The organism is Mesobacillus sp. ABV4_180, assembly GCF_056158485.1.
Map to the genome: position 1 here is coordinate 1,275,346 of NZ_JBSWTJ010000001.1, position 13,495 is coordinate 1,288,840.

9 protein-coding genes and 1 other annotated feature are annotated in these 13,495 nt (G+C 43.1%); of the genes, 5 read left to right on the forward strand and 4 right to left on the reverse strand.

Annotated features, from left to right (window positions below):
• Positions 1 to 95 precede the first annotated feature (95 nt).
• Positions 96 to 3,005: a transglycosylase domain-containing protein gene (locus ACXAEA_RS06370; RefSeq protein WP_475095073.1), complete on the reverse strand. Its 2,910-nt coding sequence runs from the start codon at positions 3,003 to 3,005 to the stop codon at positions 96 to 98.
• A gap of 142 nt (positions 3,006 to 3,147) precedes the next feature.
• Positions 3,148 to 3,364: a binding site (T-box leader), on the forward strand.
• 74 nt (positions 3,365 to 3,438) lie between these two features.
• On the opposite strand from ACXAEA_RS06370, the gene tyrS reads away from it, so the two are divergent.
• Complete coding sequence (tyrS, locus tag ACXAEA_RS06375) at positions 3,439 to 4,698, forward strand: tyrosine--tRNA ligase (RefSeq protein WP_475095074.1); 1,260 nt, start codon at positions 3,439 to 3,441, stop codon at positions 4,696 to 4,698.
• Between the two features lie 280 nt (positions 4,699 to 4,978).
• Here the strand turns inward: tyrS and rpsD are convergent, their stop codons facing one another.
• Complete coding sequence (gene rpsD, locus ACXAEA_RS06380) at positions 4,979 to 5,581, reverse strand: 30S ribosomal protein S4 (RefSeq protein ID WP_475095075.1); 603 nt, start codon at positions 5,579 to 5,581, stop codon at positions 4,979 to 4,981.
• A gap of 464 nt (positions 5,582 to 6,045) precedes the next feature.
• Here rpsD and ACXAEA_RS06385 point away from each other — a divergent pair, with 464 nt between their 5' ends.
• Both ACXAEA_RS06385 and megL read left to right on the forward strand, forming a co-directional pair.
• Complete coding sequence (locus ACXAEA_RS06385) at positions 6,046 to 7,935, forward strand: sensor domain-containing diguanylate cyclase (RefSeq protein WP_475095076.1); 1,890 nt, start codon at positions 6,046 to 6,048, stop codon at positions 7,933 to 7,935.
• Positions 7,936 to 8,075: 140 nt separating this feature from the next.
• Complete coding sequence (megL, locus tag ACXAEA_RS06390; RefSeq protein ID WP_475095077.1) at positions 8,076 to 9,287, forward strand: methionine gamma-lyase; 1,212 nt, start codon at positions 8,076 to 8,078, stop codon at positions 9,285 to 9,287.
• 60 nt (positions 9,288 to 9,347) lie between these two features.
• On the opposite strand, the gene ACXAEA_RS06395 is transcribed toward megL, so the two are convergent.
• Entirely contained in the window at positions 9,348 to 9,827 is a 480-nt protein-coding gene (locus ACXAEA_RS06395) for a GAF domain-containing protein (protein WP_475095078.1), read from the reverse strand.
• A gap of 153 nt (positions 9,828 to 9,980) precedes the next feature.
• Here ACXAEA_RS06395 and refZ point away from each other — a divergent pair, with 153 nt between their 5' ends.
• A complete protein-coding gene (gene refZ / locus ACXAEA_RS06400; RefSeq protein ID WP_475095079.1) occupies positions 9,981 to 10,616 on the forward strand; it encodes a forespore capture DNA-binding protein RefZ in 636 nt (211 codons plus the stop codon).
• A 32-nt stretch (positions 10,617 to 10,648) separates the two neighbouring features.
• Here refZ and hisJ read toward each other — a convergent pair whose 3' ends face one another.
• On the reverse strand, positions 10,649 to 11,440 hold the full coding sequence (gene hisJ, locus ACXAEA_RS06405; protein ID WP_475095080.1) for a histidinol-phosphatase HisJ: 792 nt from the start codon (positions 11,438 to 11,440) through the stop codon (positions 10,649 to 10,651).
• A 203-nt stretch (positions 11,441 to 11,643) separates the two neighbouring features.
• On the opposite strand from hisJ, the gene ezrA reads away from it, so the two are divergent.
• Complete coding sequence (ezrA, locus tag ACXAEA_RS06410; RefSeq protein WP_475095081.1) at positions 11,644 to 13,338, forward strand: septation ring formation regulator EzrA; 1,695 nt, start codon at positions 11,644 to 11,646, stop codon at positions 13,336 to 13,338.
• Positions 13,339 to 13,495 lie beyond the last annotated feature (157 nt).

A 13,495-nucleotide genomic window follows, 5' to 3' on the forward strand; every position in this document is an offset into this window, starting at 1 on the left:
TGGAAGAGCGTGAATCCACTTCACGCTCTTTTTTCATTTAGCCAAAACAAACACCGCAGCCAATTGGATGCGGTGTTTGTTTTTAGATTATGTTGCTAGTTCCCATTCCCATCACTATTGCCATCTCCATCTCCATCACCCGGTGGTGGAGGTGGTGGAGGTTTTGGCGGATCCTTTGGTTTAGGATCAGTTGGTGGTGGGTCTTTTGGTTTTGGATCCTTCGGTTTGTCTTCCTTCGGTGGATCCTCAGGTTCTGGCTTTTTGCCAATCTCAATGATATTGGATGGTTTAGATTCTTTTCCAGCTATATCAACTGCTGTGATATAGAATGAACCGTCGCCGGCCTTGAAGACAAGGTCGGCGCCAGCTTTAATGCTGCCGACTTTTTTCTTGTTGTTGTAAATCCGGTAACCGACAATGTCGTTTTCAGGATGCTTGCCCCAGGTAATCGTCTTGCCTGAAAGCTTGATTCCCAATGCTGCCGGGGTTTTTCCATTCTCACTCAGCTTGTCATCCGCAACAAGGATTTTGTTCCAGGCATCCTTTTTAGGGATCAGCTGTTGAGGGTTCCTGATTTTATGGCCTATGATGCTTTCCATATATTCTGGATTCAAGATGACTCCTGACTCTGTAAATTCAGCAGGTGTTGAATCAAGTGCCAGGAAGCGTTTGTCGCCTACGAAAACGAATTTGTTTTCAACGAGGCTGTCATCCACTTTTGTCGGTGCGTACTTTGCAATGAAGTAGTCTGACTCTACAAGTCCGGCTTTCGAACATGCACTTGAAGGCAGCAAGCCTGATACTGCGCAATAAGATCTCTTGACGATTCCGCCTGGCATTTTGAAGCTTCCCTCAGGATCAACAAGCTTAGGAGCAACGGAATATGCATCGTTCATAAGGTCAGCCCAAATGTATTGGGTCCTGACTCCATAGGAAAGTCCTTTATATCTTTTTTCAAGCTGTTTGTTGTGGTCATAACCCAGCCATACCCCGAAAGATACATTAGGGTTAGTAGCTACAAACCATGCATCATAATAATCATGGCCTGTTCCTGTTTTTCCAGCCCAGTCAGAGCCGAACTTCAGTCTGCCTTTGACGGCTGTTGCAGTTCCTCGATTAATTACATCACGCATCATATCAATCGTGAGATAAGCTGTTTGAGGGCTGAAGACATCGACAGGTTCAGATTTATGCTGAAAAACGATGTTCCCATGTTTATCCACAATTTTCTCGATCATATACGCATCGATGAACTTCCCGCCATTGGCAAATGTGCCAAATGCATTGGTGTTTTCTTCAACAGTGACACCGCCCCGCAGCGATCCGATTGCTGTTGACAGGTTTTCGTAATCATCCTTTTGCAGATTAGAGAATCCCATCTTATCAAGGAAGTTTGCCGGTCTTTGACCGATGATACTCTTATATGCAAGAACAGCGGGTACGTTATAGGATTTTGTCAGTGCATGTCTTGCTGATGTCAATCCGCTGTAACTCATATCATAGTTGTTCGGCCATGCCTTGCCTGGTCCATTCAAGAATACTTGAACGTCTGGCAGGACAGAACCCGGATGCAGCTTTCCAAGTTCCATTGCAGGAGCGTAAACGAGAAGCGGCTTCATCGTCGAACCGTTTTGTCTAGGGGCCCTTGTTGCGTGATTTGTTTGTTCACGCTTGAAATTGCGGCCGCCAACAAAGCTGATGATTTTCCCCGTTTTGTTTTCGATTAAGGTAGCACCAACTTCTACAGGTTCCTGGATCACGATTGTTTTGTTCGGATCATCTGGATCCGGGACTTCCTGAGGTTTGTCACTTCCATAGTAAGGGTAGTTCTTTGCCGTTTCCTGCATTTTTTCGTAGATTTTTTTATTGATTGTTGTGTAAATCTTATAGCCATTCTGGCGCAGGTCGCGATCAGCAAGTGCTTGATACTCAGCCTTCAGATCTTTATCCTTTTCGAAATCTTCACTTTCATAGCCATCACGCTCTGCCAGGATCTTCGCCAGGATTTCTACCGAACGTGCCTCGATTTCAAACGTCAGGAATGGATATTCCTCAACAGTATTGTCACTTGGAACTTCTTTTACAAAGTCTTTCGTAATATCATAGCTGATTGCTTCTTTGAATTCTGTATCGGTAATGAATCCGGCTCCGTGCATCCTTGTAAGGACGGTTTTGAATCTTGTCATGCCCGGTTCCAGTCCAGCGGCATCCTTAAGCTTGCCATGGTCGCTGCTGAACGGCGTATAACCAAAAGGACTCTGTGGAAGGCCAGCGATAAATGCTGCCTGAGGCAAAGTAAGATCCTTTGCATCTTTTCCGAAGATTCCCTTAGCAGCAGCCTGTACACCGGCAATGTTGCTGCCATTCGCATTACGGCCAAATGTGGCAACGTTCAAATATGCTTCGAGGATTTCTTTTTTGTCGAAGAATTTCTCAAGGCGAAGGGCGAGAAGGATTTCTTTCGCTTTCCGCTCGAAGGAAATTTCATTCGTCAGAATCTGGTTCTTGATGAGCTGCTGCGTCAGTGTGCTTCCTCCGGAGGATGTCGCTGAGTTTGTGACCTCCTGGAAAAGTGCACGCATGATCGCTTTTGGAACTACACCATCATGCTCGTAAAAGTACTCATCTTCGGTTGCGACTACTGCGTTTATCAAATGGTTAGACATATCATCAAGCTTTACTTCCTCACGGTAAAGGTCCGTTCGGAGCTTGCCAAGATAAACATCGTTATCAAAATATAGATCCGATGTTTCTTCATAGTTGTAAATATCTTTCCTCATATTTTCATAAGGTCTGATTTGTTCATTCTTGACAAGGGATGCAAAGTACCCCGCACCCACCCCTCCGGCAAAACCAGCACCGAGGACTAGCACGATGATCAATAACAGCAGCATGTTCCAGACGACCGAATATGTAATCCGGGCTCCTTTTACGGTCTTTTTATTCGTAAAAATAGCACCTAAGGATTTAAGCTTCTCTTTCCAAGGCTGTTTTCCTTCATGCATTCATATCATTCCCCCTAAAATCACATACATTATAGCATAAACACGCTGTCGAAAAGACGACAATCTTAATTTTTCAGAAAATTTATGTCGAATTTGACAATATATATTGCTTTGTGGTAAAAATGCTTTATTAACTTTATAGTAAAAAGCTGTGAAGGGAATGAGTAGTGCTTCTGTCAATGTTCCAGAAAGCCGGCGGCCGCTGTGAGCCGGTACAAACAGAAGGATGAATTACCTCCCCGAGCGCCGCAGTGAACCGTTTTACAGAGTAGCCGCGGCCGGTGTAACCGTTATTTTTATTGAGTGGAAGACAATTTTGTTTTCAAGCCGGGTGGTACCGCGCATACAGCGCCCCTGCATTTATTGCAGGGGCGTTTTTTATTTCGCAAAAAATCCGGTCACGAAATATATTTTTTGAATGGAGGAAGAAAAGATGGAATTACTAAAGGATCTCGAATGGCGCGGGATTATTTACCAGCAGACGGATGAAGAGGGGCTTAAAGATGTCCTTACTAAGGAAAAGATCTCATTATACTGCGGAGTCGATCCAACTGCAGACAGCATGCACATTGGCCACTTGCTGCCATTCCTGACATTGCGCCGTTTCCAGAATGCCGGCCATCGTCCGATTGTCCTTGTCGGCGGAGCGACAGGCCTGATTGGCGACCCAAGCGGGAAGAGCGAGGAGCGTAAACTTCAAACTCTAGATCAAGTCCAGCTGAATGTAGCAGGCATCAAAAAACAGCTTGAGAAAATTTTCAGTGTTGAAGGCGAAAATGGCGCATTGATGGTCAACAACTACGACTGGGCCGGTTCCATGGATATCGTGACATTCCTGCGTGACTTCGGGAAGCATGTCGGCGTGAACTACATGCTTGCGAAGGATACAATCGCTTCAAGACTTGAAACAGGCATCTCATTTACAGAATTCACATACACAATCCTGCAGGCGATGGATTTCTTCCATTTATACGAAAAACATGACTGTAAATTGCAGATTGGCGGAAGTGACCAGTGGGGCAATATCACAACAGGTCTTGAATTGATCCGTAAAATGTCTGCAGAGGGTTCGAAGGCATTTGGTCTGACAATACCGCTTGTGACGAAAGCAGATGGAACAAAATTCGGAAAATCAGAAAGCGGCGCAGTTTGGCTGGATCCGGAAAAAACTTCTCCATACGAGTTCTACCAGTTCTGGATCAACACGGCTGATGCTGATGTGGTGAAATACTTGAAATTCTTCACTTTCCTTGGGAAAGAGGAGATTGAAGCATTAGAAAAAGCCGTTCAAGAAGAACCGCATCTGCGCAAGGCACAAAAAGCCCTGGCTGAAGAAATGACACGCATGATTCATGGCGAAGAGTCTCTTCAGCAGGCAATCAAGATTTCCGCAGCCCTTTTCAGCGGCGATGTCAAAAATTTGAGTGCTTCTGAAATTCAGCAAGGTTTCAAAGATGTTCCTTCTTTTACAGTGGAGGGGGAAGATGAGCTTGGACTGGTTGACTTGCTTGTTTCTGCAAAGATTTCACCATCAAAGCGCCAGGCTCGTGAAGATGTAGCCAATGGAGCCGTATCATTAAATGGCGACCGCGTAACGGATACAGCATATGTGCTGGGTGAAACGGACAAAATCGAAGGGCAGTTCACCATCATTCGCCGCGGTAAAAAGAAGTACTTTATGATTAAATACTAATGTAAAAACAGCCTCCATATGTACAAGGAGGCTGTTTTTGCTTTGTTTGAGCGATAAAATTGTTAGTTACCGATTCAACAAAATATTTTTCCGCGGAAATCATGGTTTATTCCGCGATTTATGCTTTAATTCCGCGAAAAGAACGACTGATTCCGCGAATTCCAATCATAATTCCGCGAATCGTATCATTTCACTCAAAAAGTGTAATAAGCGGTATACCAAAAATCCACCCAAAACAAAAACCCCAGCCAAAATGGATGGGGTTTGTTTAAGCTCTCTATTAACGAGAGTAGAATTCAACGATAAGAGCTTCGTTGATTTCAGCTGGAAGTTCAGAACGCTCAGGTAAACGAGTGAAAGTTCCTTCTAGCTTGTCTGCGTCGAAAGTCAAGAAGTCAGGTACGAAGTTGTTAACTTCGATTGCTTCTTTAACAACATCAAGGTTGCGAGACTTTTCACGAAGTGTGATTGTTTGGCCAGGAGCTACGCGGTAAGATGGGATATCTACGCGAGATCCGTCAACCATGATGTGACCGTGGTTTACTAACTGACGAGCTGCACGACGAGTGCGAGCAAGACCAAGACGGTAAACAACGTTGTCTAAACGAGCTTCAAGAAGGATCATGAAGTTTTCACCGTGCTTACCAGACATTTTGCCTGCTTTGTCAAACAGATTGCGGAACTGGCGCTCAGTTACTCCGTACATGTGGCGAAGCTTTTGCTTCTCTTGAAGTTGCAATCCGTATTCGGATAGTTTTTTACGCTGGTTAGGACCATGAGGACCTGGTGCGTAAGGGCGTTTTTCTAATTCTTTACCTGTACCGCTTAGTGAAATTCCAAGACGGCGGGATAGTTTCCAGCTTGGGCCGGTATAACGAGCCATGAATGACTCCTCCTTAGTTTTTATTTTGTAAAATAAAAACAGATTGTGATTGCCAGTTATGGGTATTTTGTTTTCATGTACCTTCGCCCTAGCAGCAGCGGGTTACGAGATACACCATCAATTTGGAATTGAGGAACAAAATACAGACACAATGTTGATCACATAGGCTGCGATATTTTACACAAAGAGTATTATATAATTTCTGCATGTGAAAAGTCAAGGCTATATTAAAAAGAAACCTGGTGTTTTAATACTATAAATTAAAAATTCTTTTTGAAAGAATACTTTGAAGTCATACTATTTTACTAGGTCTATGATATAATGAATAGTAATTGTTTTATTTTTCAAAAATTTGGATATGACCTTTGATATAGAAACTTGCCACGTGGAGAATTCCAGGCTGCAGCCTGATTAAGAGCGACATACGGATCACTTCAGAAGTGATTTTAAAACAGGTGATACATATGGAAGAAAAGTTGGAACGTGAAATATTATTAGAGCTGAAAAGCAGGTTTTTCGACTTGATCAGCACTGGCAGATCATCATTTTCTTATTCTGAAGTTCTTTCGAAAATGCTGGCTGTTCTTCGAGATTTGCTTCAAGCGAAAGAAGTCGATTTTTACAGCTATGCAGAGTGGAAACAGAGCATATATTTGGAGTCAACAACTCGCACTGCTAAAAGCGAAGCATTGTCCGGATCAATTGTTGATTACCTTGTAAGTGAGCAGGGCGGACAACGATCTTTCATTAGGTACCCTGTTTCGATGCCAGGTTATGAACTGATTTTTGTTCTGTCTTCGACGGAGAAGATTAAGGGTCTGTTTGCAATAGAAATGAAGCATCATTCGCCCCTGTTTGCTTCAGACCGGCTCTTGGAGATGATTTCGTATGAGTGTGATGCTTTTATAAAGAAAGTTCGAAACCTTGCACAAACGATCGATGAAGAAAAAAGGTACAGGCAGTTGTTCAGGGTTACCGAAAAGTTTCACTCATCAATGGATATGGACGCAGTCCTCGGGGAAATTATCGCCACTTTGCGTGAAGTGTACCCTACCTTTACTTATTACCTGCTGCTTTCCCATGATCATAAGGGTTATGGAGGCTTGCCGGTTAAAGACCTTGAATATGACAGTGAAAACCTGACTGCGATGCAATCCTATGTAAGCGGGGAAATCCAGTTTGAGGATTCCGTCATTGATAAAAATTCCATTATGTATGCTCCTTTGAAAGGAAAACAGGGTGTTTATGGAGTGCTGCAAGTACTTGCTCCGGATTCGCTTGTTTTTCCGCAAAATGAAGTGGAGTTCATAAAGCTTCTTGCCAATACGGCGGGGAGTGCCCTGGAAAATGCCAAGCTGTATGAGCAATCGAGGAAATTGGTCGCTGATTTGCAGCTGATCAACGAAACTTCCCATCAACTCAATACGAGCCTTCGTCTGACTGATACAATGAGGTTCATTTGCCGCCAGATCCTGAAATCGTTCAACGCACAGGAGGTTGGTTTTATCATGCTTGACATGGAAAACGACTACTCCATCCTTCAGGGAAGCACCAGTTTCTTCTTTTCAAAGGATGCCTCCAGGTATATTTTTGATGTCAGCAGACGAATCAGGCAGGAAATGGAAGCTTTGTTCATAGGTGATTTCACATCAGATGATGGGGAAATGTCCATTCAATATCGTTCAGTCATGGGTGTACCCATGATCCAGAGTGGAGAACTGAAAGGCTTTGCACTTGTCCTCCATGAGGAGCCATACCACTTTGCTTTTGATACTTTCAAGCTGCTTCAGTCGCTTATCCACCATTCGACCCTGGCGTTCACCAATTCGATGCTCCGCGAAGAGCTCGAAAAGATGGTTGTCACAGACCATTTAACGAAGCTATACTCCCGCGGATACCTGGATGATAAGATGAATATGTCCATGCTGGAAGATTCGCAGGGAACCTTTATTTTGATTGATATCGATAACTTTAAGCGAGTAAATGATCAATATGGCCATCAGGTTGGCGATGAAGTCCTTATCCAGCTTGCACGACAGATTGCTCAAAACATCCGTGGAACCGATATTGGCGCCAGATGGGGTGGAGAAGAACTGGCAATCTATTTGCCGGGAGCACCGCTAGAGATTGGTGTGAAGATCGCGAACAGGCTGGTTAATAAGGTGGAGCAGCATACAAATCCGAATGTGACGATATCATGCGGGGTTTCCGCATGGATCAGGGGGCAAGAGGATACCACTAAGTCTGTTTTCAAACGAGCTGATCAGGCTCTTTATATCGCGAAAGGCTCCGGGAAAAATAAAGTTGTTGTCCAAAAAGAAAATCAGTTCAATTTTATCTGCACTCAGGAATGAGTGCTTTTTCTTTTCCTATTTTTCCATCTGACAATTTCTGTCTGAAGCAAGATAAATTGCTTTCCATATCGGGATAAATATCATATCCTGTTTATGGGGGTAATTTGTAAGCGGTTACAAATAGACAGGAGGAAATCGTAATGGGAGAGAAAAGATTTGAAACAGAAGTAATCCATTCTGGATACAAGTCGGACGAATTCAGGGGAAGCCTTGCGCCTCCTTTATTTCAAACTAGTACGTTTACTTTCGATACAGCGGAACAAGGAGAAAGGCGTTTTGCCGGAGAAGAGGAAGGATTCATTTATTCACGCCTTGGAAACCCTACTGTCGCCATGCTGGAAGAGCGTATGGCAGTTATTGAAAAAGGGGAAAAAGCTCTTGCATTCGCTTCAGGGATGGCAGCAGTTTCTGCAATATTAGTTGCTCTGACAAGGTCAGGCGACCACATCCTTTGTTCACAGGGGGTCTACGGATGTACCTTTGGGCTGCTTCAGCTTATGAAAGAAAAATATGATATCAACCATGATTTTTCAATGATGTCGACGCGAGAAGAAGTAATGGCAGCCATTACCCCAGAAACTAGAGTCATCTATATAGAAACGCCAATTAACCCAACAATGAGGCTTGTTGACCTGGAAATGGTCGCAGATGTAGCTAAGGAAAAAGGCATTCCGGTTGTAGTTGATAATACATTCTGTTCGCCTTATCTGCAAAATCCTATTGAGCTTGGCTGCGATTTCGTTATCCACAGTGCAACAAAATACATTTGCGGACATGGGGATGTCATTGCAGGTGTGGCAGTTGGACCGAAAGACATTATGTCCAAGATTGCCATGACTACTCAGAAGGATATCGGTGGTGTCATGTCACCATTTGACGCATGGCTCTTGCTGCGTGGATTGAAAACACTGCCAGTACGGATGGACCGCCATTGTGACAACGCAGAGAAATTGGCATCCTACCTGTCAGAGCACCCTGCCGTTGAGGAAGTCATTTTCCCGGGTGATCCAAAGCACCCTGATTATGCAATTGCGAAAAAACAAATGCGCAAGCCGGGCGGACTGATTTCTTTTAATATAAAAGGCGATCAAAAAGCAGCTCAGGCATTCATGAACAAATTGAACCTTATTAAAATTGCAGTCAGCCTTGGGGATGCAGAAACATTGATCCAGCATCCTGCGACGATGACGCATGCAGTAGTTCCAAAAGAATCGAGAGAGAGAATGGGCATCAAGGACAATATGCTCAGACTTTCTGTTGGGCTGGAAGCCTGGGAAGACATTAGGGACGATCTGGAAGCAGCGTTTGAAGCTGTCAGGAAAGAAAGCAAGCTGGAGACTGGTTCGATTTAACTTAAATATATTGAAAAGAAGCAGCAGGAGCTGCTTCTTTTGTTTGACTTTAAAAAAAGCCTAAATATACTGCACTAACACTTTAACGAATTCTTCAATCTTTTGCTGATCCAATTCGTCAAAACGATTTTTTTCAGGTGAGTCGATATCAAGGACACCAACGAGGTTACCATCTTTGACCATTGGAACGACAATCTCTGATTGGGATGCGGCATCGCATGCGATGTGGCCCGGGAATAAATGGACATCTTCTACCCGTACTGTTTCCTTTTTGGAAGCTGCAGTACCGCATACTCCTTTTCCGAGCGGAATCCTGACGCATGCAGGCAGACCCTGGAATGGGCCGAGGACGAGTTCACCTTCTTCCAATAAGTAAAAGCCAACCCAGTTGACGCGGTCCAGGAATTGGTTCAAAAGGGCAGAGGCGTTGCTAAGGTTCGCAATCGCATTTTTTTCATCCTCAAGCAATGCTTTTAATTGTTTATTCAATAAATCGTAATTTTTATCACGGCTATCGCTGTAATTTTCGACTTTAAACATCTTTTTTCCTCCTCATACCTGAAGTTTTACTTATCATTGTATCAAAAAACGCCGAAACAATGGAGACTTTGTCGAGCGTTTATTAAAGGGAATTTCACTCATTCCCCGAATGGTAATCAGTAAGGTTAATTGCGGAAAGCGAGGGGCGGAGCAATGAGAAAAAATTCAAAAGCTGCAATTATTGATGCGGCCATCTACTTATTCAATACGAAGGGGTTCAATGGTACATCGGTGAGGGATATTGCGGCAAAAGCAGATGTGAATGCAGCGAATATCTCATACTACTTCCAGAATAAAAATGGACTCCTCGAGAATTGTTTTACCGTGTTTTTTGAGAGATATCTAGAAGAATTGGAAAAGGGTTTTTCGCTGTTGGAGTGCGGAGCGGAAATTTGCCTGAGCGCGATGGTTGATCATGTTGTAAGATACCAATGTGAAAATATCCAATTAACAAGATTTATCTTGAGAGAAATGAGCATCGATTCCCAGGTTGTCCGGGAAATCATGTCAACCTATCATGTGAAGGAACGCTATATGTTCAAAAGGGTGCTTGAAGTTGGCATGGAGACAGGGGAATTCAAGAAATTTTCTATCCAGTTCAGTATTCTGCAGCTAAAAGCATTGCTTACAATGCCATTTTTAAATACTCACTATGTGTCTGAGGTTTTACATTTACAGCTCCACGAAAAATACTTTGCTGACAAATACAGCAATGAAATCTCACAGTGGATCAAAGGGACACTCCGGGCCGAGCAGCACCAGCATGATAAAATATTGATAAATCTTTAGGAAACCGATAAAATGGCGGTTTCCTAATTTTTTTATAGAATTATTACATCCAGTCCCTGTCCAAGCTCTTTTGCCTGGTGAGCGTCTGAGCCATAGACTAGCTTAATGCCCCGCGCCTTTGCTTCATTGATGATCCATTCAGGCGGATATGGCTCCCGGCAAAGAGGCTTAGCGGTACCTGCGCCATTGTAGTCGAGTTCGTAACCTAGCCTTGAAATATTCTCCAGAATGTCAATGATCACTCCAGTAAAAGTTTGCTGGACTGGATACTTCAATTGGAATTTGTTCGCCAAGGTTATGTGCCCAACCCTTTTGGGTTTGTAGGAACCTAATTCGGCCTGTATGGATTTTAGAACGGTTTGATAATAACGGTCATGCACAGCCTCAACTGAACCATATGTTTCAACCATTTCCCCAAAGTGGTCAGGACTGTAATCCAGGCAGTCATAGCGGCCAGCAGGATTTTTTAAAAAATGGACCGATAAAATGGCATCATCCAAATATAATCCGTATTCATTAAGAAAGGCAGTAGTATCATCTTCAAATCCTTCCATAAAATCGACCTCGAAGCCGGTATTGATTTTGATTCTTCCCTTATACTTTTCCTTCGCTTCCTCGATAGTTTTAATATAATCATCCAGATCTTCCCGCCGCATGGCGCTATCTTTTAAGGGTGTCGGGTCAATGAATCCTGCAGGCAGTGGTGCGTGTTCAGCAAAGGTGATTTCCGTGTAGCCAATCTGCAGGGCTCTCTCAATATAATCATTGATAGTATCATTTGTTCCGTGTGGGCAAAAAGACGTGTGGATATGTCCGTCCTTCATAAAAACAAACCTCCCAGCGTAGTATCTATGCGAGATTTCAAGTGAAATCGGCTTAATTCGGATAATTTCAACAAAAAATATGATTTTAATAGTCAAAAATTGTCGTTTACATGGTAATATAAATACATTATACACATATTTATTAATTCATTTTATATAGAGCGGTTAAGGAACTTGGAATTTGTGAGGCCAGGGGGATAATAATGGAGTACATAATTGGCGGAATTGCTATATTAATCATTCTTTTTTTAATTGGCTATTTTATGAAGCGGAAATATTACAGTGAGGTTGACAGGTATGAATCGTGGAAAATCGATATCATGAACAGGCCTGTACTGGATGAAATGTCAAAAGTGAAGCAATTGAACATGACTGGACAGACAGAGGAGCTTTTCGAGCGCTGGCGCCAGGAATGGGATGAGCTGGTTACTTCCAAGCTTCCAGGGATTGAAGATTATTTATTTGATGCAGAAGAATACATCGATAAATACAGATTCAATAAAGCGAAAGAATCTCTTGCTGTCATTGACAGAAAGCTGACAGAAACCGAAGAAAAAATCAAAAAAATCCTTGGAGAACTCAATGAACTCGTCGGAAGCGAAGAAAAAAATCGTGAAGAAATCGATGGACTCAAGGAGTTATACAGAGAGAACAAGAAGAACCTCTTGAGCCACCGCCACAGTTTCGGCAGGGCAGAGGCCAGTCTTGAAGCACTGCTCGAACAGATCCAGGCAAAATTCAGTGAATTTGACGATAAAACAGAAAACGGGAATTACCTGGAAGCAAGGGAAACCGTACTGTCAATCACGGGAATGCTTGAACAAGTGTCAACAAAAATGGAATCCATTCCTGCTCTGTTGCACGACTGCCAATCAATCATTCCAGGCCATGTCGGCGATTTGAAGGATGGCGTCAAGGAAATGAATGCTCAAGGGTATGTACTTGACCATTTAAATGCTGAAACTGAGATAGAAGAGATAAGCAATGAATTAAATGAATACATTGCATCCCTAGAAAATGGGGATGTTGACAAAGCGGAACAGGGTATCCAGGTCTTGAAGGAAAGAGTAGACCAGTTATTCGATCAGCTTGAACAGGAAGTCCTGGCGAAGCAATACATCACGGCGACAGAGCATGCGGCGAAGGAAATCCTTGTCAAGGCAATCAGTGAGAGCAAGACGCTCAAGGAAGAGACAAGACAAATCCAGGAAAGCTACCATTTATCTGAAAAAGAGCTTTCAGCTCAAACAAAGGTAGAACAGCAACTAAAGGGACTGCTTAAGCGATTCGAACTGATTGACAACAGAATTACTGAAAATGATACAGCACAGAGCACAATCAAGGCCGAACTTGAAGAAGCGAAGCAGCAGTTGGATGAGCTGGTTGAGGAGCAAAAAGCCCTCATGGAAAAGTTAAGCGCATTGAGGAAGGATGAAATGTCTGCAAGGGAGAAAGTGAAAGAGCTTTCGAAAACAATCTCAGACTTAATCCGGACTGTTTCCAAAAGCAATATGCCTGGCTTGTCCCAGGATTACAAATATCTTTTGGATGATGCAAATGAAAGCATCAAACAGGTGAATGAAAAGCTTGAACAAAAGCCGCTGGATATTCCATCTGTTCATCAATATCTTGAAATTGCCGTTCTTACAGTGGAAAAATTAGAAGCATCAACAGAAGAAATTGTTGAAACCGTCTTGCTGGCTGAACAAGTGATCCAATATGGCAACAGATACCGCAGCCGTTATCCATCGGTTGACCGGGGACTCCGCGAAGCCGAGGAATATTTCAGGCAATATGATTACCGTCAGGCTCTTGAACAGGCTGCCACTTCCATAGAAGAAGTAGAACCAGGAGCGCTGAAAAAAATCGAAGTAATCTTATCAGAAAACCAATCTTAACAAAGCACGGTCTCCAATATGGAGACCTGTTTTTTTGCAAAGTAAGTGCAGATTCCTCTTTGCCAATTGTTTGGGAGATACTAAGGGTGGTACAGAGGATTTTTCAATAAATCACTATTATGATAAGATTTCTAGTTAGCAAAAAGGTTTGAACAGG

Coding starts and splice junctions, on each gene's coding strand:
- ACXAEA_RS06370 (WP_475095073.1), bottom strand. CDS start 3,005: ATGCATGAAGGAAAACAGCCTTGGAAAGAGAAGCTTAAATCCTTAGGT.
- tyrS (WP_475095074.1), top strand. CDS start 3,439: ATGGAATTACTAAAGGATCTCGAATGGCGCGGGATTATTTACCAGCAG.
- rpsD (WP_475095075.1), bottom strand. CDS start 5,581: ATGGCTCGTTATACCGGCCCAAGCTGGAAACTATCCCGCCGTCTTGGA.
- ACXAEA_RS06385 (WP_475095076.1), top strand. CDS start 6,046: ATGGAAGAAAAGTTGGAACGTGAAATATTATTAGAGCTGAAAAGCAGG.
- megL (WP_475095077.1), top strand. CDS start 8,076: ATGGGAGAGAAAAGATTTGAAACAGAAGTAATCCATTCTGGATACAAG.
- ACXAEA_RS06395 (WP_475095078.1), bottom strand. CDS start 9,827: ATGTTTAAAGTCGAAAATTACAGCGATAGCCGTGATAAAAATTACGAT.
- refZ (WP_475095079.1), top strand. CDS start 9,981: ATGAGAAAAAATTCAAAAGCTGCAATTATTGATGCGGCCATCTACTTA.
- hisJ (WP_475095080.1), bottom strand. CDS start 11,440: ATGAAGGACGGACATATCCACACGTCTTTTTGCCCACACGGAACAAAT.
- ezrA (WP_475095081.1), top strand. CDS start 11,644: ATGGAGTACATAATTGGCGGAATTGCTATATTAATCATTCTTTTTTTA.